Annotated in this window: 23 protein-coding genes; 12 read left to right on the top strand and 11 right to left on the bottom strand. The window is 55.0% G+C overall.

Features of this window, described 5'->3' with window-relative positions:
* Positions 1–86 precede the first annotated feature (86 nt).
* Positions 87–830 (bottom strand): sporulation initiation factor Spo0A C-terminal domain-containing protein, encoded by a 744-nt coding sequence (locus tag DXB00_RS03675; RefSeq protein WP_118729433.1) that lies wholly within the window; start codon positions 828–830, stop codon positions 87–89.
* 622 nt (positions 831–1452) lie between these two features.
* On the opposite strand from DXB00_RS03675, the gene DXB00_RS03670 reads away from it, so the two are divergent.
* The 5 genes from DXB00_RS03670 (at position 1453) to DXB00_RS03650 (ending at position 5264) form a co-directional block, all read left to right on the top strand.
* Positions 1453–1953 carry a QueT transporter family protein gene (locus tag DXB00_RS03670; protein ID WP_199677276.1) on the top strand — a complete coding sequence of 167 codons (501 nt, stop codon included), beginning with the start codon at positions 1453–1455 and terminating at the stop codon, positions 1951–1953.
* 18 nt (positions 1954–1971) lie between these two features.
* Positions 1972–2469 (top strand): preQ(1) synthase, encoded by a 498-nt coding sequence (queF, locus tag DXB00_RS03665; RefSeq protein WP_118285179.1) that lies wholly within the window; start codon positions 1972–1974, stop codon positions 2467–2469.
* Positions 2466–3152 carry a 7-cyano-7-deazaguanine synthase QueC gene (gene queC, locus DXB00_RS03660; RefSeq protein WP_118285180.1) on the top strand — a complete coding sequence of 229 codons (687 nt, stop codon included), beginning with the start codon at positions 2466–2468 and terminating at the stop codon, positions 3150–3152. The genes queF and queC overlap by 4 nt, the downstream gene beginning before the upstream one ends.
* Before the next feature lie 113 nt (positions 3153–3265).
* Entirely contained in the window at positions 3266–4387 is a 1122-nt protein-coding gene (locus DXB00_RS03655) for a cysteine desulfurase family protein (protein ID WP_118729432.1), read from the top strand.
* A 16-nt stretch (positions 4388–4403) separates the two neighbouring features.
* A complete protein-coding gene (locus tag DXB00_RS03650; RefSeq protein WP_118729431.1) occupies positions 4404–5264 on the top strand; it encodes a tRNA 2-thiocytidine biosynthesis TtcA family protein in 861 nt (286 codons plus the stop codon).
* Positions 5265–5267: 3 nt separating this feature from the next.
* Here the strand turns inward: DXB00_RS03650 and DXB00_RS03645 are convergent, their stop codons facing one another.
* Both DXB00_RS03645 and DXB00_RS16265 read right to left on the bottom strand, forming a co-directional pair.
* The gene (locus DXB00_RS03645; protein WP_118729430.1) at positions 5268–6593 is read right to left on the bottom strand and encodes a recombinase family protein; all 1326 of its coding nucleotides are present in this window, start codon (positions 6591–6593) and stop codon (positions 5268–5270) included.
* A 1-nt stretch (position 6594) separates the two neighbouring features.
* Positions 6595–6732 carry a hypothetical protein gene (locus tag DXB00_RS16265; protein ID WP_158574396.1) on the bottom strand — a complete coding sequence of 46 codons (138 nt, stop codon included), beginning with the start codon at positions 6730–6732 and terminating at the stop codon, positions 6595–6597.
* 46 nt (positions 6733–6778) lie between these two features.
* Here DXB00_RS16265 and DXB00_RS03640 point away from each other — a divergent pair, with 46 nt between their 5' ends.
* Both DXB00_RS03640 and DXB00_RS03635 read left to right on the top strand, forming a co-directional pair.
* Positions 6779–7285, top strand: coding sequence for an NAD(P)-dependent oxidoreductase (locus DXB00_RS03640; protein ID WP_158581251.1), 507 nt, complete (start codon positions 6779–6781; stop codon positions 7283–7285).
* Positions 7282–7866 (top strand): dipicolinate synthase subunit B, encoded by a 585-nt coding sequence (locus tag DXB00_RS03635; RefSeq protein ID WP_118729428.1) that lies wholly within the window; start codon positions 7282–7284, stop codon positions 7864–7866. The genes DXB00_RS03640 and DXB00_RS03635 overlap by 4 nt, the downstream gene beginning before the upstream one ends.
* Before the next feature lie 306 nt (positions 7867–8172).
* Here the strand turns inward: DXB00_RS03635 and DXB00_RS16985 are convergent, their stop codons facing one another.
* From DXB00_RS16985 to htpG, 3 genes are all read right to left on the bottom strand, one after another.
* A complete protein-coding gene (locus tag DXB00_RS16985) occupies positions 8173–8394 on the bottom strand; it encodes a hypothetical protein (protein WP_242989720.1) in 222 nt (73 codons plus the stop codon).
* On the bottom strand, positions 8361–9080 hold the full coding sequence (locus tag DXB00_RS03625) for a diacylglycerol/lipid kinase family protein (protein ID WP_243107149.1): 720 nt from the start codon (positions 9078–9080) through the stop codon (positions 8361–8363). Before DXB00_RS03625 ends, DXB00_RS16985 begins: the two co-directional genes overlap by 34 nt.
* Positions 9081–9224: 144 nt before the next feature.
* Positions 9225–11135, bottom strand: coding sequence for a molecular chaperone HtpG (gene htpG, locus DXB00_RS03620; RefSeq protein WP_118729425.1), 1911 nt, complete (start codon positions 11133–11135; stop codon positions 9225–9227).
* A 990-nt stretch (positions 11136–12125) separates the two neighbouring features.
* On the opposite strand from htpG, the gene ung reads away from it, so the two are divergent.
* The 3 genes from ung to DXB00_RS16260 all read left to right on the top strand — a co-directional run bounded on the left by ung (position 12126) and on the right by DXB00_RS16260 (position 14237).
* Entirely contained in the window at positions 12126–12797 is a 672-nt protein-coding gene (gene ung / locus DXB00_RS03615; RefSeq protein WP_110436950.1) for a uracil-DNA glycosylase, read from the top strand.
* Positions 12798–13046: 249 nt separating this feature from the next.
* Positions 13047–13979 (top strand): cysteine synthase A, encoded by a 933-nt coding sequence (cysK, locus tag DXB00_RS03610; RefSeq protein WP_110436951.1) that lies wholly within the window; start codon positions 13047–13049, stop codon positions 13977–13979.
* 93 nt (positions 13980–14072) lie between these two features.
* Positions 14073–14237, top strand: coding sequence for a hypothetical protein (locus DXB00_RS16260; RefSeq protein WP_158581250.1), 165 nt, complete (start codon positions 14073–14075; stop codon positions 14235–14237).
* A 192-nt stretch (positions 14238–14429) separates the two neighbouring features.
* On the opposite strand, the gene DXB00_RS03605 is transcribed toward DXB00_RS16260, so the two are convergent.
* From DXB00_RS03605 to rpsT, 5 genes are all read right to left on the bottom strand, one after another.
* Positions 14430–15521: an S-layer homology domain-containing protein gene (locus DXB00_RS03605; RefSeq protein WP_119214535.1), complete on the bottom strand. Its 1092-nt coding sequence runs from the start codon at positions 15519–15521 to the stop codon at positions 14430–14432.
* Positions 15522–15727: 206 nt separating this feature from the next.
* Positions 15728–16375 (bottom strand): SdpI family protein, encoded by a 648-nt coding sequence (locus DXB00_RS03600; protein ID WP_158581249.1) that lies wholly within the window; start codon positions 16373–16375, stop codon positions 15728–15730.
* Complete coding sequence (locus DXB00_RS03595) at positions 16359–16643, bottom strand: autorepressor SdpR family transcription factor (protein WP_119214533.1); 285 nt, start codon at positions 16641–16643, stop codon at positions 16359–16361. The genes DXB00_RS03600 and DXB00_RS03595 overlap by 17 nt, the downstream gene beginning before the upstream one ends.
* Entirely contained in the window at positions 16643–16876 is a 234-nt protein-coding gene (locus DXB00_RS03590) for a hypothetical protein (RefSeq protein ID WP_119214532.1), read from the bottom strand. The genes DXB00_RS03595 and DXB00_RS03590 overlap by 1 nt, the downstream gene beginning before the upstream one ends.
* Positions 16877–17040: 164 nt before the next feature.
* Positions 17041–17304: a 30S ribosomal protein S20 gene (rpsT, locus tag DXB00_RS03585; RefSeq protein WP_110436956.1), complete on the bottom strand. Its 264-nt coding sequence runs from the start codon at positions 17302–17304 to the stop codon at positions 17041–17043.
* A gap of 140 nt (positions 17305–17444) precedes the next feature.
* Between rpsT and gpr the strand changes: the two genes are divergently transcribed.
* Together gpr and DXB00_RS17635 are read left to right on the top strand one after the other, a co-directional pair.
* Positions 17445–18329: a GPR endopeptidase gene (gene gpr / locus DXB00_RS03580; protein WP_119214531.1), complete on the top strand. Its 885-nt coding sequence runs from the start codon at positions 17445–17447 to the stop codon at positions 18327–18329.
* 71 nt (positions 18330–18400) lie between these two features.
* Entirely contained in the window at positions 18401–18535 is a 135-nt protein-coding gene (locus DXB00_RS17635; protein WP_305143086.1) for a hypothetical protein, read from the top strand.
* Positions 18536–18553: the final 18 nt, after the last annotated feature.

Genomic DNA, 18553 nt, shown 5'->3' with positions numbered 1-18553 from the left:
GACACTCATCGACTACTTATCCCGCGAGGAGCTGGCGATCCGCAACGCGGTACCTGCCGCATTTGCAAAAAGCACAGGCTGTCCGGTTACAGGCGGCAGGCTTCCTGCCGGAGATACTCCACGAGAGCCGCACAGAATTCGCGGTTGCTCGGCGGCTCCTTATCCTGTGCACGCGCTTCACCGAAATACCTGGCAAGCACGGCTTTATCACACTTATCCCATGCGCGGTGAACGGCGTAGCGCATATTGCGCTCCACATTACTGCCTTCGCTGTTCAGCTGCTGCGCGACACTGTGATAAATGATCTTGGTAATGCTGGCACCGTTGGTCTCCCGATACAGGCACACGGTCAGCAATGCACACTGATAGCCGATCGTCTGCTCGCGCATACCCAGCTCACGCAGGATCTGGGCCAGCCGCTGCTCCACCGTGTCTCCCCGACTGGTACAGGTGACCGCCAGCTTGATGCGCTCATACAGTGCATCCGCGCAGATTGGCTTACGCAGCAGCACGTTAATGTGCAGCAGGCTGCACTCCACATAGGTCTGACCGCCGATGAACGAGCTGAGCAGGATAATGCTCGTATCCCACATCTTATTCTGTCTCATCCATGACGCAACGGCAAAGCCGTCTGCATACGGCAGGTCGGTATCCAGCACGACCATATCCGGCGTTTTTTGTCGAATCATTTCCCACGCCTTCGTGCCGTTCGACGTACTGCCGACAAGCTCCAGCTCATTGCTCGCCTGCATAAGCTGTTTTGTCTGTTTCAGCAGAGACTCGTCCGCACACGCCAGTAAAATACGCATTTTGCCTTGTTTGATCTTCATTTACTGCTTTCCCCGGCTTTCTCTATCTTATGCCGATTTACGGATTACATCTTATTTTTACATATTCAGCGCGTCCGCGCAAGCGGATATCCCTGCTTTTTCCCGCATATTTATCGACAATTTTCGACAAGACCGCGTTTTTTCTGTCGAATGTCCGGTTTTCTCTCTGTCGGGCAGGGATTCCGCGCTTCTTGGTGAAACCGCATAATCTCTCTATCAAAACCATGTTTTGCTGCTTTTACACTTGCATAAACGGCAAAAATACGCTATACTATCGTTTGTGCCGTTCGGCACTTTGCTTCCGGATATGGAATGACAGTTCGAAACCATCCTGTCGTAAAACAAAACTAGGGACAACGAAACAGAAAAATTTTAAGGCAATACCGCATAATTGAACAAGAGTGATTTGCGAGTAAATTTTGCGTACTGACGAGGCACAGTTTTGCGGTAATACTTGATGTATTACCGTGAAACTTCGGCAGCGCGGACGGAACTCGCGCAAGGAACCGAAGCCAAAGTCAGGTCACAAAATTTCCGCAAAGCACCGTAGTCTTAATTGTGCGGTGTTGCCTTAGGTTTCCAATCAACGTTGTTGTGTGCATTATTTGGAGGTGAACGAAATATGGTAAAAGAAAACATGAGCAAGGTTCAAAAACTGACCGTTTCTGCTATGGTGATGGCACTTTACGTTGTTGTGCTGTACTTTACGCAGAGCTTCTCTTTCGGTGCGTACCAGATCCGCATTGCGACGGCTCTGTATGCGCTCGCTTACCTGTTTCCGTTCCTGGTTTTGCCGCTTGGTTTCGCTAATTTCATTGCCAACTTTCTGTTTGGCGGACTCGGTCTGCTGGACTGGTTCGGAGGCTGCTTCGTCGGTATCATCGTTACCGCGATCATCGTGCTCATCCGCCGCAAGGGCTGGAGCCGCTGGCTGATGATCCTCCCGATCATCCTTGTGCCCGGTCTCGGCGTATCGAGCTATCTGAGCTATCTGCTGCACGTTCCGTATTCTGTACTTGCCACCAGCCTGTGCATCGGTCAGTCCGTACCTGCGGTCTGCGGTGTCGTTCTGGTGAACGTACTGCAGCGCGCACTGTATCCCAAGGCAACTAAGGCTAGTTAATGTAAGGAGAATGCAACCATGACCGGAAGAAATAAAGAAGAACTGAACGGCGTCACGCTGCTCGGCAGCCAGAAGAACAAGTATCCCTCGGACTACGCGCCCGAAATGCTGGAGACTTTCCCGAACAAGCATCCGGACAACGACTATTTTGTCAAATTCAACTGCCCGGAGTTCACCAGCCTGTGCCCGATGACCGGCCAGCCGGACTTTGCTACCATTTATATCTCCTATGTGCCCGGCGAGCGCATGGTAGAGAGCAAGTCGCTCAAGCTGTATCTGTTCAGCTTCCGCAACCACGGCGATTTTCACGAGGACTGCGTAAACATCATTATGAAGGATCTCATCCGTCTGATGGACCCGAAGTACATTGAGGTCTGGGGCAAATTTACGCCGCGCGGCGGCATCTCGATCGACCCGTACTGCAACTACGGCAAGCCCGGCACCCGCTGGGAGGAGGTTGCATTCGAGCGTCTCACCCACCACGATCTGTACCCGGAGAAGGTGGACAACCGATGAGCGAAAAGGCAATGGTCCTGTGCAGCGGCGGCGTGGACAGCACGACCTGTCTTGCGCTTGCCATCGAGAAGCACGGCAAGGAGAATGTGTGTGCGCTGTCCATTTACTACGGTCAGAAGCACGTTAAGGAGATCCAGGCTGCAAAGGCGGTTCTCGAATACTACGGCATCGAGGGCACGTCTCTCGACCTGACGCCGGTGTTCGCGTACAGCGACTGCTCGCTGCTTTCCCACTCGACTGAGGACATCCCCGAGGAATCCTACGCCGAGCAGCTCGCGCAGCGCGGCGGCAAGCCGGTTACGACCTATGTGCCGTTCCGCAACGGTCTGTTCCTGTCGGCAGCGGCAAGCGTTGCGCTGTCCAAGAACTGCAGCGTGATTTACTACGGTGCACATCACGACGATGCCGCCGGCAATGCCTATCCCGACTGCAGCGAGGAATTCGTAAATGCGATGAACCACTCCATCGTACTCGGCTCGGGCGGTGATGTCCGCATCGAGGCTCCGTTCGTGCGTTGGAACAAGGCGCAGATCGTTGCCGAAGGTCTGCGGCTGCAGGTTCCCTATCAGCTGACGTGGAGCTGCTACGAGGGCGGTGACAAGCCGTGCGGCAAGTGCGGCACCTGTCTGGACCGCATCCGCGCGTTCGAGGCCAACGGCGTGACCGACCCCGCAATGAGGTAAAACAAAAGACTGCTGTTTCATCGGAGACAGCAGTCTTTTTCTATCCATCTTGACTTTTTCCTATAAGAATGCTATGATTATAGCCGTTAACCTTATTTTGAGGAGTCCATGCTATGATTTATCTCGATTATGCCGCCCATGCACCCGCGGACCCTGCGGTGCTGGAGCGATTCTGCGATATAGAACGCCGGTTTCCGGCCAACCCGAACTCGGTACACGCGGCGGGCAAAGCCGCCCGCGAGGAAATGGCGCGCGTCACCGAGCAGATTGCGGCGCTGACCGGCGCGTCCCCTGCCGAGGTCATCTTTACCTCGGGTGCGACCGAGGCGAACAACCTCGCCATCAAGGGCATCGCACAGGCGTCACGGCATATCGGCAAGCATATCATCTCCACACCGCTCGAGCATTCCTCGGTCAGCGGTAGCCTGACCGCTCTGCAGGAGCGCGGCTGGGAGATCGACCTGCTCTCCATCGGACGGGACGGCACGGTTGACCCGGAGGAAGTGCGCGAGCTTCTGCGTCCGGATACCGTTCTCGTTGCCATCTGCGCGGTGGACAGCGAGCTTGGCACCATTCAGCCGGTAAACGAAATCGCAGCGCTGCTGGCTGACCATCCGAACTGCCGTCTGCACGTTGACGCAACGCAGGCCATCGGCCGTATTCCGGTGGACTTTTCCGGCATCGACACGCTGAGCTTTGCGCCGCACAAGTTTGGCGGCATCTGCGGCAGCGGCGTGCTGCTCAAGCGCAGCCGTATGCCGCTCGAACCGCAAATGAACGGCGGTGCCAGCACGACGCTGTACCGCAGCGGCACGCCCGCACTCGGTCTGGCGGCTTCGTCCGCACTGGCACTGCAGCTGGCATGCGATGAGCGTGAGAGCCGCTGTGCGGTCGTTCAGCGCCACAGCGAACGGCTTCGGAAGGCACTTGCGGCGTATCCCGCGGTGCATATCAACAGCCCGGAGCACGCCGTGCCGCATATCCTCAATCTGAGCGTCAAGAATGTGAAAGGCACCGTATTTCAGCGCGCGCTGTCCGAAAAAGGCGTGTGCGTATCGGTCAAATCCGCCTGCTCGGCGGACGGACTTCCCTCCCGGGCGGTGTTCGCTGTCAGCCGCGACCGGCGCAATGCGCTGTCCTCGTGGCGCATCAGCCTGAGCCACCTCACCACAGATGCGGAAATCCACGAATTTCTGGCCGTTTTCGACGCGTGCTATCACGAGTTAGTCAAGTAATACAGGGAGCATCATTATGAAACGAGATTTACAGCCGCACGAGCTGATCGAGCGTAGTATCATCAAAAAATTTCGCAAGACCATCTGGAACCCGTTTACACTGGCGATCCGTCAGTATCAGCTGATTCAGCCGGGCGACAAAATTGCCGTGTGCATTTCGGGCGGCAAGGATTCCATGCTGATGGCCAAGCTGATGCAGCTGCTCCAGCGGTACAGCGAGGTGCCGTTCGAGGTGGTTTTCCTCGTTATGGACCCCGGCTACAACGAGATCAACCGCAATAAAATTGAGAGCAACGCCGCACTGCTGCATATCCCGATCACCGTGTTCGAGACCGATGTTTTCGCGGTTGCCAACAACAGTGAGAAGAACCCGTGCTACCTGTGTGCGCGGATGCGCCGCGGCTATCTGTACAGCAAGGCGCAGGAGCTTGGCTGCAACAAGATCGCGCTCGGCCACCACTTCAACGATGTCATTGAAACGACCGTGATGAGTATGTTCTATGGCTCGCAGATGCAGGCCATGCTGCCCAAGCTGCACAGCACCAACTTTGCAGGCATGGAGCTGATTCGTCCGCTGTACTGCATTCACGAGGAGGATATCCTCGCGTGGAAGCAGTATAACGACCTCGAATTTATCCAGTGCGCGTGCCGCTTCACCGAAAACTGTACGATGTGCGACAACGGCGGAGGCGGTTCCAAGCGACAGGAGGTCAAGATTCTGCTGCGCCATCTGCGCCGCGACAACCCGAATATTGAGCGCAGCATTTTCAACAGTATCCACTCGGTAAATCTGGATATGATGCCCGGTTACAAGACCGGCGGCGTGCTTCACTCGTTCCTCGATGATTACGACGAACGCGGAAAGAAAAGCGAATAGTGTTCAGCCGTCCGTGCGTTGCACGGACGGCTTTTCTCTGCCCGAAAGGTCGAAATACAGCGGTTCGGACACGCCGTGCAGATGTACAGTCAAGCCCTCCCCCGTTACAGTGATATGATCGAGCAGCGCACTGTAAACCGTGTTACTGTACAGCTTTTTCCGTAAAATCGTACAGAATCGCTGCCTTTCAGCGCGTGTGATATCAGGTATCGCGCGTAAGGTCTGCCGCAATACCACCTCTATATCGATTGGCAAATCCTGCGTGATTTGCTTCATGCAGTCCAGCAAAATTCGATTCCCAACTGCCGGAGCCGCACACGCTGCCACGCCGTGCTGCACCCGTTTCCCGCACACCCATCGCAGACCACCGTCCGCCTGTGCGCCCCTGCGCGGCACAAACCGACTGCCGCACCGTCCGCAGACCACTTTTCCGGAGCACCAGTACCGCGCGGAGGGTCGGCTGCCGGCTTTGCGGGTTGCCTGCCGGCGGTCGAGTTCCCGCCGCACAGCTTCGAACATCGAGCGCGGCACAATCGCCTCGTGATGATCCCGCAGGTAGACCTGCGGCGACTGCCCTTCATTTTTCACCTTGCGGTGATCAAGGAAATCCGGCGTGCAGCTTTTGCGCTGCAGAAGATCGCCGCAGTATTTCTCGTTGCGGAGCAGCCGCAGCACCATCGTAGACGACCACGATTTTCCTTTTCCGCTTGGCGGCGGAATGCCCCCGGCGGTCAGCTCCCGTGCGATGATGTAAGTGCCTTTGCCGTCCATCAAGAAACGGCGGTACACCTCGCGGACGACTGCCGCCTGCTCGGGATTCACTGTCAATTCCCCACCCCGCAGGGAAAACCCGTAGATATTATCGCATCCGAACACCACACCACGCTCCATCGAGCGCTGCTGCCCCCACTTGACGCGCTCAGAGATTTTGCGGCTCTCCTCCTGCGCTACGCTTGCCATTATGGTAAGCCGGAATTCACCGTCATTCTGGCGGGTGTCGATATGATCTCCAATGAATACAATACCGACTCCCTGACGGCGCAGCAGCCGCGTGTACGCGAGCGTGTCAACCGTATTTCGGGCAAAGCGTGAGACCTCTTTAGTTAAAATCAGGTCAATTTCCCCTTCTGCTGCCGCTGCCAGCATGCGCCGAAAGGCAGGCCGGTCGGACGAGGTGCCGGACAGACCCTCGTCCGCATAAACCTCCACAAGCTCCCAGTCCGGCTGGCGGCTGATGTACTCCGAAAAATACCGCCGCTGATTCTCCAGCGAGTTTCTCTGGTCCTCCTGCGAGGTGGAAACGCGGCAATAGGCGGCCACGCGCAGCATGTCAGCGGCCTGCGCACAGCAGCTCGAGCACCAGCTCCAGACGCTCGGGCGGCAGCACGCCTTCCGCGTGCAAAGCGCGGAGCAGACCCTCGATCATGCCGCGCGAAACAGCAGCCTGCTCCTGTTCGGTCAATTTCATGGCTATCCCTCCTTCGCTTGCAGTCTATGCGAAGGCAAACCCGTTTATGCGCCAAACCGCTAACGCCTTCCCTACCTGCGAGGGAGCACTTCAGCTCGCGATGGAGCAAACTGCGTTCACGCTGCAAAATGCACGCTGTCTGGTGATTGGTGCTGGACGGATCGGCATGCTTCTTGCACGCAAATTGTACGCTCTCGATGCACAGGTCACAGTCTCCGCACGCTGTACGCGTGATTTTGCACGCATCGCCGCCGCAGGACTGCACGCACTGGATACACGCAGGCTCGCCGGTCACCTTGCCGGTTTTGACCTGATTTTCAACACCGTACCCGCTCCGATCCTGACAACCGAGGTACTATCCGACATGAAACCGCCCTGCTTCATCATTGATCTTGCATCTCTGCCGGGCGGTGTTGCCGCCGATACCCTGCTTCCGGATGGCTGCCGCGTGCTGCACGCGCTGTCTCTTCCGGGCAAGGTAGCACCGCTCAGCGCTGCACGCGCGATATTCGATACCGTGGACACCATTCTGCACGAGGAGGGCATCTTATGAGCAAACTCCGCATTGGCTTTGTACTGACCGGTTCGTTCTGTACCTTTTCCAAGGTCATGCCGGTTATACAAGCACTCATCGAGCGCGGCGACACGGTCACGCCGATTCTGTCCGACAGCGCCGGTACACTCGACACCCGCTTTGGCACAGCCGCGCACTGGCGCGAGGAGCTGACCACACTCGCCGGCATCTCCCCTATCGACAGCATTGTTTCCGCCGAGCCGATTGGACCGAAGGCGCTGTTTGATATACTAATCGTTGCTCCATGCACGGGCAATACGCTCGCCAGACTGGCGCACGGTCTGACGGACACGCCTGCAACCATGGCGGTCAAAAGCCATCTGCGCGGAGAACGTCCAGTCGTGCTGGCGGTCTCCACCAATGACGGTCTGTCCGGCAGCGCCGCAAATCTCGGCACGCTGCTTAATCGCCGGCATTACTATTTCGTACCGCTGCGGCAGGATGCACCGCATAACAAGCCGCGCTCGCTTGTCGCAGACATGACGCTGATTCCCGCCGCCATTGACGCGGCCATGAACGGCAGACAGCTTCAGCCCATCCTGCTTGCACCCAACGTATAAAAATCCCGCAGAGCTGACACTGAATCGTGACAAGTAATTATTGTGCCGCAAAGAACGGTGTGACCGTGAAAGTCACGCCGTTTTTTCTATGATCCCGGGCTCTGCCGATACGGAGATTGCCACCTCGTCCATGAAATTGAATAAGTTTGCTTTTGATAAACAGCAAAAGACAACCGCCCCTTCCTTTCGGAAATGGGCGGTTGTCTTTGCGTTTGTGATCCTTGCACACCTGAATCCGCCGGCTATCCGCAATACGACTGCATTCGTTCCTTATCACGGTTAAGCCAGCATTCTGCAGGACTTTTCTTATGATTCTTTGCCTTCCGGCTCCTTGCCGGTGGCAAATGTGATCGCACGGCTGCAGTTGGTAATCTGCACATTGTGCAATGCACCGCCGAACTCGCCGTCCAGCGTCCACGTTACCTCGTCATCGGACGAAAAACTGATTTTTGACGTGCGGAAGTACGCGAAGCGGTTAGATTCGACATTATGCGTCAGCAGGTCATTCGCCAGCCACTGCAGCTCCATCGGATTTTCGACCGGGTAAATGAGCAGCACCTCGTACAGTCCGTCATCCAGCGCCACGCCATCCGGCGGATGGTCTTAAAGCCGCCGACCGACACCGTGTTTGTCACCATACCGTAGATGAAATCATCCTCCATCTGCGTTTCCGCGCTGTTCACGCGGATGTGGTAGGTTTTGATGTTGGTCAGCGCCTTAATGCCCTCGATGATATACGCAGCACGCCCGAAAATGTTCTTGGTCTGCTGCGGTGTCTCGTAAGAGACCTCGGTAAACGCGCCGAACGCCGCAACATAGTTAAAATAGCGATCGTTGAAGCGGCCGATGTCCAGCGCCTGCAGCGTATCGCCTGCCGCAATAACCGCCGCCTCAGCGGGCACCTTGGAAATGCCCAGACTGAACGCGAAGTCGTTTGTCGTACCGGCAGGCACATAACCGAGAACCGGACGGGTCTCCGCCTGCATAAGACCGGTAATCACCTCATTCAGCGTACCGTCACCGCCTGCACACACAATGCGATCGAACTCGCCCGCACGCTCCCGCGCAACACGCGTTGCATCCTGCGCACCCTGCGTGATATAAATCGTCACATCATATCCTGCCTGCTGAAATGCGGTTACGCAGCCGATGATCTTTCCGCTCATTGCACCGCGTCCCGCATGCGGATTGAGTATCCACAGCATTCTCTTCATGTTTCATCACCTTCCGGTTTTGTTCATAAATAAAATGTAGTATCGACACAGCCGAGCCGCATCGCTATTCTCAATCCATCAATCATTCACTCTTTTATCCCCGCGTATACGGTCTATTATATACTAACTATATTATTATATATCTCAGGAGAGCAAATTGCAAACAGCATTTGCGTAAGCCACCGGATCATCCACCGGCATACCCTCGATGAGCAGCGCCTGCGTGTACAGGATATCCGCATAGGTGCTTACCTTATCCGAGCCTTCTGCCTGCAGCGCACACAGCTTCTTAAAGATCGGGTGCTCGGCATTCAGCTCCAGAACACGCTCTGCGTGTACGCTCTGACCGCCGTTGACAGCAGCCTGCTGGTTGAGCACCTTCTCCATCTCGAGCGTTACCGGGCCTTCGGCACGCAGGCAGCACGGATGGCTCTTGAGACGGCTGGTCAGCTCGACCTTCTTAACCTTGCCCTCGAGCGCCTTGCCGAGCGCTTCGAGGACATCCTTATTGTCCTCACTCAGCTTTTTGATCTCCTCCTTCTCGTCCTCGCTGTCCAGACCGAGGTCTGCATCCGCGATGGACTTGAATTCCTTATCGTTGTACTTAGCGAGCATCTTGACGCAGAACTCATCAATGCTGTCATCCATACACAGCACCTCGTAGCCCTTGTCGGACAGCGTTTCCATAACCGGCAGCAGCTTGATCTTGTCGATGGTCTCGCCGCAAGCATAGTAGATATACTTCTGGTCTTCCTTCATGCGGGAAGCGTACTCCGCGAGCGATACCAGCTTGTCCTCCGTGGAGGAATGGTACATCAACAGATCCTGCAGCAGCTCCTTGTGCGCGCCGTACTCAACATAAGCGCCGTACTTGATCTGACGGCCGAACGCTGCCCAGAACTTCTCATAATCCTCGCGCTTATCCTTCTGCATTTTGAGCAGCTCGCTCTTGATCTTCTTCTCAAGGCTCTGCGCAATGGCCTTCAAATGACGGTCGTGCTGCAGCATCTCACGGGAGATGTTGAGCGACAGATCTGCCGTATCGACCATGCCGTGTACAAAGCTGAAATGATCGGGCAGCAGATCCGCGCATTTGTCCATGATGAGTACGCCGTTGGAATACAGCTGCAGACCCTTCTCATAATCCTTAGTGTAGTAGTCCATCGGCGCGTGAGACGGGATGAACAGCATTGCCGTGTACGTTACCGCACCTTCCACACTGGAATGGATGTGGCACAGCGGCGGCTGATAATCGTAGAACTTCTGCGTATAGAAGCTGTTGTAATCCTCGTCCTTCAGTTCCTTCTTGGACTTCTTCCAGATCGGGACCATGGAATTGAGGGTCTCATTCTCGGTGTACTCCTCCCACTCCGGCTTGTAGTCGTCACCTGCGTCCGCCGGCTTCTCCTTCATGCGGGAGCGCGTCATATCCATCTTGATCGGGTAGCGAATATAATCGGAATACTTCTTTACCAAACCCTGAATGCGGTACGGCTCGAGGAATTCATCGTAATTCTCGTTCTCCGTATTATCCTTGATGGTCAGCACGATCTTCGTGCCGTTTTCTGCCTTTTCGCACGGTGCAACCGTGTAGCCGTCCGCACCGTCGGATTCCCAGCGGTTGGCCTCGTTGCTGCCTGCCGCACGGGATACGACCTCAACATGCTTTGCGACCATAAATGCCGCATAGAAGCCAACGCCGAACTGACCGATGATGTCGATGTCGTCCTGCTTTTCGTTTTCGTTCTTGAACGCCAGCGAACCGGAATGCGCGATCGTACCGAGGTTGTTCTCCATTTCCTCGGCAGTCATGCCGCAGCCGTGGTCCTCGATGATAAAGCGGCGGTTTGCCTTGTCGAGCGTCAGCTCAATCGGCAGACTGTCGCGGGTGATACCGGTCTTGCCTTCCTTCATTGCATTATAGTAGAGCTTATCCGTTGCGTCGGATGCGTTGGAGATCAGCTCACGCAGGAAAATCTCCTTGTGCGTATAAATAGAGTTGATCATCAAATCGAGCAGGCGCTTGGATTCTGCCTTAAACTGCTTGGTTGCCATGATTACATACACCTCTGTGTTTGTTGTTCGGTGTTAGCACTCTCAATCGCCGAGTGCCAACATTGATATAATAAGCCTATTGCGCAAAAAAATCAAGTAGGGTTTGTAAAATTCATGGTTTGTTCAAAATCGAAATTGAGAATTGGATATGCCCGAACCGTGCAGGCGGTTCACCCTATTCGGGCGGAGAATTTTTCCGTGAACCACGGCGGGGAGTGCCGCTGCGCGCGGCAGGCGCACAAGAGGGTAGACAACCTGCGGTTTCCACCCTCTTGTGAATCTCCCCTTTTCCCTTAGAGGGCACGGCGGTAACGGTAGAAGGAGACCGCTGCGAAAAAAAGAGTGCGGCAGAGGATTTTTCGTTCCGCGTTGTATCCGCCTATTCGTAGTGTCGGATACCGTACTGCTACATCCAATTTGGGTCTACGCAGGCGCGGCACAACAGTGCCGCGCAACACGATTACGGGTGCATATCGCCTATATCCGTAGGATTTGGATAATCTGCACAAGCAAAAAATTTGCGCGGCACGGGTATGCCGCGCCTGCGTGGAGTAAGCCGCCTGTGTAGCAGTACGGTATCTGGCACTGCGAATAGGTAGAGGAATGGACGCGCAATGCGCGCCCCTACGGAACGGTAACCCGACTGCCGTACTCCTTTTCGGAGCGGTCTCCTCTCTACCATTACCGCCGTACTATCAAACAAAGGAAAGGTAGGAGTTCAAAGAGGAAGGGAAACCATGGGTGTCCCTTCCTTTTTGTCCCCGCGGCGGACGCCGCACGTCCTCACCGCCGCAGCGGCGGAATCCTCGCCCGGAAATGGCGAACCACCTTCGCAGTTCGGGCACACCGGAAAACCTGTGTCTGCGACCGGTGCAGCCCGAATAGGACGAACTGTCTGCGCGATAGGACGCTCCCTATCCATTCTCAATTTTGACACACCCCCTTTCCTATGCTATACTAAAGGTAAGAAAACAATTTTGGAGTGATAGCATGGTACATCTTGGCAACGATTGGGACGAGATCCTTGCCGGTGAGTTTGAGCAGGATTATTACAAGCGCATTCGCTACTGGCTGAAAAAGGAATACGCCGAGCAGACCATCTATCCGGCGGCAGAGAACATCTTTAACGCTCTGCGGTACACGCCGTATTCCAAGGTCAAGGCCGTCATCCTCGGGCAGGACCCATATCACGGTCCCGGACAGGCGCACGGACTTTGCTTCTCGGTTCAGCCGGGTGTTCAGCCGCCTCCGAGCCTGCAGAACATCTTCAAGGAGCTGCAGAGTGATCTCGGCATTGTACCTCCCAAGGACGGCACGCTCACCAAGTGGGCGGAGCGCGGTGTGCTCATGCTGAACACGACTCTGACCGTACGCCGCGGGCAGGCGAACAGCCATAAAAACCTCGGCTGGACGACCTTCACCGACCATATAATCGAAAAGCTGAACGAACATGAGCAGCCGATCGTCTTTCTGCTCTGGGGCGGCAATGCCCGCAGCAAAAAGAAGCTCATCACCGCACCGCAGCACCTTGTGCTCGAAAGCGTGCATCCCTCTCCTCTGTCGGCGTACAATGGCTTTTTCGGCTGCAAGCACTTCTCCAAATGCAATGCGTTTCTCGAAGCGCACGGCATCGACCCCATCGACTGGGATCTCAATCATTAAATCGTGAGCTTCCGCACCATTTTCCGGGTGCGGAAGTTTTTTTGACTTTTTTCAAAATCCCTATTGACAAACAGGAGTTTCGGTTGTATATTTAATTCATACAAAACACATATGATTAAAGTGAATTAAGGAGAGTGATCTCAATGATGATCCGGCGAATGTGTCGATGTTGCATCGACTGAGTTTTCCCATCATTCCTTATTAACATCACATTCTAATTTTTCTTAATTTTGAAAGGCGGTTTATCCCATGTCTGATATTAAAAAGAGCTTCTCCGACCTGATCGGCAACACCCCGCTGTACGCGGCTGAAAAGTTTGCAGCTAAGGCTGGCGCTAACGCACAGGTTCTCGCAAAGCTGGAGTACTTTAATCCGGCCGGTTCCGTTAAGGATCGTATCGCAAACGCTATGATCAACGAGGCTGAGAAGTCCGGCGCACTCAAGCCGGGCGCAACCATTATCGAGCCGACCTCCGGCAACACCGGTATCGGTCTGGCAGCAGTTGCAGCTTCCCGCGGCTACCGCATCATCCTCACCATGCCGGAAACCATGAGCGTTGAACGCCGCAACATGCTGAAGGCATACGGCGCTGAGCTGGTTCTGACCGAAGGCACGAAGGGCATGTCCGGTGCGATTGCAAAGGCAAACGAGCTGGCTAAGGAGACCCCGAACAGCTTCATCCCCGGTCAGTTCGTAAACCCGGCAAACCCGGCTGCACACTACGCAACCACCGGCCCCGAGATCTGGGAGCAGTCCGGTCACAAGGTTGACATCTTCGTTGCAGGCGTAGGCACCGGCGGCACCGTAACCGGCACCGGCAAGTACCTGAAGGATCAGGACCCGAATGTCAAGGTAGTAGCTGTTGAGCCGGATACCTCCCCGGTACTGTCCACCGGCAAGGGCGGCCCGCATAAGATTCAGGGTATCGGCGCCGGCTTCGTTCCGGATGTACTCGATACCAAGGTTTACGACGAAGTTATTCGTGTAGCAAACGAGGATGCATTTGAAACCTCTCGCCAGTTCGCTCACAGCGAGGGTCTGTTCGTAGGTATTTCCTCCGGTGCTGCTCTGTGGGCTGCTGTTGAGCTGTCCAAGCGTCCGGAGAACGCCGGCAAGGTTATCGTAGCTCTGCTGCCTGATACCGGTGACCGTTACCTGTCCACCCCGCTGGTTTCTGAGTAATTTTAATTCTCAAATCCTGCAATTCTCTCCAAAAATTCATTCATCTCCAAATGTATAAAAAAGACACCTCTGCATAGCGGAGGTGTCTTTTTTATGGAAAATGGAGAATTGAAAATGAAAAATGAACGTAACGTTTCTCCAGTTTCCGCCCACGCATTTAACAATGAAAAACCACCCTGCGAAAGCAGGATGGTTGCAGTCTGTCAAAAAAGTATTATTTTAATTTTTACGCTTCGTGCGGCAGCACGCATAAAATAGAATTTGCGAAGCAAATTCATAAATTCCGGGAGCATGTATCTCGGAATTTATACAAGGGAAGAAAAAATGTGCCCGTAGGGCGCGGTTTTTCTTCAGTATTCGCTCGAAAGCGTGGTTTCGAGCGAGAGGCTGCTCGGAAAACGTTAGTTTTTCGACAGCCTCAAACCACCCTGCGAAAGCAGGGTGGTTTCGTTATACCTTGGAATAATAAATCGCAGTAACCGCACCATCCTCGATGGAGGGATAGCAATATCGGTAGGTACTGCCGGTACTCGTCGGCGCATTCAGCTGATGGTACGGCTGGCTGACGTCGATAGCTACGCAATCTGCAGCCGCCGGGATGCTCACTGTACCCTCACCGTCTGCAAAGGTGAACACGCCGTTCGTGTACGTTACCGTGCGGTCGATCGCGCGTTTGCCGCTCAGCGAAACGTAGCTAACGCCGCCGACTCGTCGGAAATCCGTATACTCCATCAGACCGGTATACGTCACCGAAGGATCATAGTTCTCGATCACAACATCGCAGTAATTCTGCGTGCCGATACACAGATTGACCAGATCGCCGCGGCTCTGATACACAACGCCGCTGCCCTGCACGGTCAAATGCGTTGCCCGATAGAGCATCACCGCCATCTCCGCACGCGTTACCTTGGAAAGCGGATTGATTTTCCCTTTCGAGCCGCCGATCACCTTAGCACCGACCAGTGCGCTGACCGAAGGCTTCGCGTAATTGGAAATCCTGCTCGCATCCGAGAAGCTGCTCACCGAACCGGTGCCCAGCTTGAGCGCCGTGCGGTCAATCGTGCGTTTGAGGAACACCATTGCGTCCTGACGGGTCATGCTCTGCTGCGGCTGAAACGCACCGGTCGCGGTGCCCGCCGCTATGCCGAAGGCTTTCGCCGCGATAACCGCCTTACTGTAATAGGCGCTGCTCGGCACATCGACAAACGAGCCGTTCGAATTGACCTGACCGTTGTCGAGCGCTTCACTCATGCCATAGGCGCGGTCGAGCATAACGATGAAGTCCGCTCGGGTAATGGCGTTGCCCGGATAAAACAGATGGGTTCCGCCGCCCTTGATCACGCCTGCAACGGCAAGCGTATCAACCTCGCTGGAAGCCCACGCGTACTCTCCTGCTGTATCATAAAAGTAAACCGAGTGTTCAGGAAGATACGCATACGTCTCCACGGTGTTCGCGCTCAGTGCATAGGCTGCCGTGATCGCGCTTACGACCACCGCAACCGCCAGCACCGCAACGGTCACCAGCTTTCGCGTTCTTTTCATAATATTCTCCTTGCCCAGTGGTTATAATAGATAGGGTGTATTCCCCACCTATGTAAACTTGCTTCAAAATTATAGCACACTGTTCCCCACTTTACAAGTTAAAATATGACTAAATTTGTTGTAACCATTCTGTAATTTTAACCTTTTTATACAAGAAAAGCGCGGTTTTCCACCAAACCGCGCTTTCAAAGTCCATTTTTCGTCTATCACTGCTGTTCTGCGCGGTACCATCGCCAGCTCAGCACAGTCGGGATAATCGTTGCCGCCGCCATTGGCGCAAGCACCAGCACAAACTTTGCAGTTTCGTTTGGAACGAACGAGCCTGCCGCACCGATAATACCCGCCGCAAACAGCATGCGGCCCGCCGCACGATGCGTTTTCGTCCAGACAGTTTCGCTCGACAGCGTCCACGGCGTTTTGAGTCCGCAGTACCAGTTCATGCGAAACTTCGGCATAATGTTGCCGAGGCACATCACCAGCAGGCTGACGAGCAGACATACGACTGTCGGCACATCGACCGTACCCGGACGCAGTGCTTCCGCAATGCAGATGCCGCACATTGCGGTCAGAAACAGGTCGATCATGATCTGAAACCCGATATAGACATCGTAAAACTTGCTGTAGTTCCTGCTTTTCGGGTCAAACCGCGGCAGAAAGTAAAACAGAACCGCAAACAGCGGTGCCATCCCGGCCACGATCCACAAATGCCATCTGGTTTCGTAATTCATATGGCCGGCAAGATCCCACTGCATGGGAATCTCTGCGGGCAGCCTGCTGTAAAACGCGGCTGTCATTGCCGCCGGCAGCAGCGACAGCACCCACGCCGTCACCTGCAGTCTACTGATTTTTTTCATTCCTGCCATCTCCTTTCAAGGCGCTGATCCATTCAAGAATCTCATCCACGACCGACATATTCAACTCATAATAAATGTACTTGCCCTGCTTGTCATCCAGCACCAGACCCGCATCCCGCAGGACGGACAGGTGATGCGAAATGGTTGCGCCCGACACCTCGAAGTGCGCCGCAATATCGCCCGCCGCCATCGGTCCGCGCTGCAGCAGCGACAGAATTTCGCGCCGCACCGGATCGCTAAGTGCCTTAAAGCTCTGCTGAAACCCCATTACTGTCCCCTCTTTCGTGCGGCAAACCACATTTTGCGTCCGCAGACCGGACAATATAGCTGCCAGTCATTTCCCACATGCGTGCGGAAAACCAGCCGCTTCCACGGCAGATTCTGCTTCGTGCCGCAGGATTTACAAATTAAATCGCACCTTGCAAGCGCTTTTGCCTGCCAGATTACCAGTATTGCCGCTAAAATCAGCGCAATCGCGCAAATCAGAATGGTAATGTCCATTCCGTTCACCGCCCTTCTCGCTATCCTATTAATTAGATGGCCATCTAATTGTTTTCAGTATACCACATCTTCTGCGTTTGTCAATACATTTCGATAAATATCTAAATGACGCAAAAAGAAAAACCGCAAGTTAAACTTGCGGTTTCGATGTTCTATACCAGAACTTACGCCATGCCGTTGAGCTTGGTAGTCATCTTGCTCTTCTTGTTGGACGCATTGTTCTTGTGCAGGAGGTGCTTGGCAGCCGCCTGATCGACAGCCTTGACAGCGGTCGTGTAAGCAGCAGTTGCTTCAGCCTTATCGCCGCCAGCAATCGCAGCATCAAACTTCTTCAGAGTGGTCTTGAGCTCGCTCTTAGCCATCTGGTTGTTCAGCGCCTTTACGGAGTTAACCTTAACGCGCTTCTTTGCAGACTTAATATTGGGCATTCTGAAAACACCTCCTTCGTTTTCTATTCAACAGTGATATTATTCTATCATCTTCTCACAAAAAAAGCAAGTGTTTTTTTCATTTTCTGCATAAAAACTTTTTCCTCGAAAAAAACTATCCTTATAAGGAGGGATTGCGCATGGCTTTCCGCACCGATCTGGCCGTTGAGGCGATTGAAAACCATAAAACAGCCGCTGCCCTGCCGCATGTCCGGCAGTCCGACCACATGCTTGAGGGCTTCGCCGTACACGAGGTACGCATTCTCTCAGAGGATGCCGCCCGCGAGATCGGCAAGCCGCAGGGGCGCTATCTCACGCTTGAGCTGGATGCACTCATCCGCCGTGAGGAGGACGCGTTTCCGCGTGCCTGCAAGGCGCTCAGCACACTGCTGCGCGAGCTGCTGCCGCATCCGAATGACGGTCCGGTGCTCATCGCCGGACTGGGCAACCGTATGATAACCCCCGATGCCATTGGTCCGCAGACCGCCGATCATGTCATTGCCACGCGGCATCTGGTCGCGCAGTCGCCCGCTATTTTCGCGGACTGGCGGCCCGTTTCCGCACTGGCTCCGGGTGTGCTCGGACAGACCGGCGTCGAGACCGGCGAGGTCATCTGCGGTGTGCTCGACCGCGTGCGCCCTGCCGCTGTCATCGCCGTGGATGCGCTTGCCGCCGGTCGGCTGTCGCGGCTGCTGCGTACGGTGCAGCTGGCAGATACCGGCATTACGCCGGGGGCCGGCGTGGGAAACGCCCGCGCAGCGCTCAACAAGGAAACACTCGGCGTGCCGGTTATCGCCGTCGGTGTGCCGACCGTGGTGGACGGCGCAACGCTCGCACATGAGATCAGCAGTCAGCTTGGGCAGCCTGATTGTGAAGCGCTGGACGACCTTTCTCAGCCGGTGATGATCACCACACGCGATATTGACCGCGAGGTCGCTGACATCTCCCGCATGATCGGCTATGCAGTCAACATGGCGCTGCATCCGCACCTCAGTGTTGCCGATATCGACCTGTACCTCTCGTGACAGGTTTCGGGCATACTCGCACGCTGTACGGCGTATGATAGATAGCATGAAACAGCAAGGAGGATGGCGCAATGAAGCGGCGTAAACATCAGAAATTCCGATCGAGAGGCGGCATCCGCCTGCCTGCCGTCATCACCCTCTGTCTGGCGCTGTCGCTGCTGATTTTTCCCGGGCAGGCGGCGAGCCGATCGCACAAAAGGCACTGACCGGTCTGGCTCGCAACA

Source organism: Butyricicoccus sp. OF10-2 (assembly GCF_003481925.1).
GTDB lineage: Bacteria > Bacillota > Clostridia > Oscillospirales > Butyricicoccaceae > Agathobaculum > Agathobaculum butyriciproducens.
The sequence above is the reverse complement of the archived record's forward strand: the minus strand, read 5'-3'. Positions and strand labels throughout refer to the sequence as shown.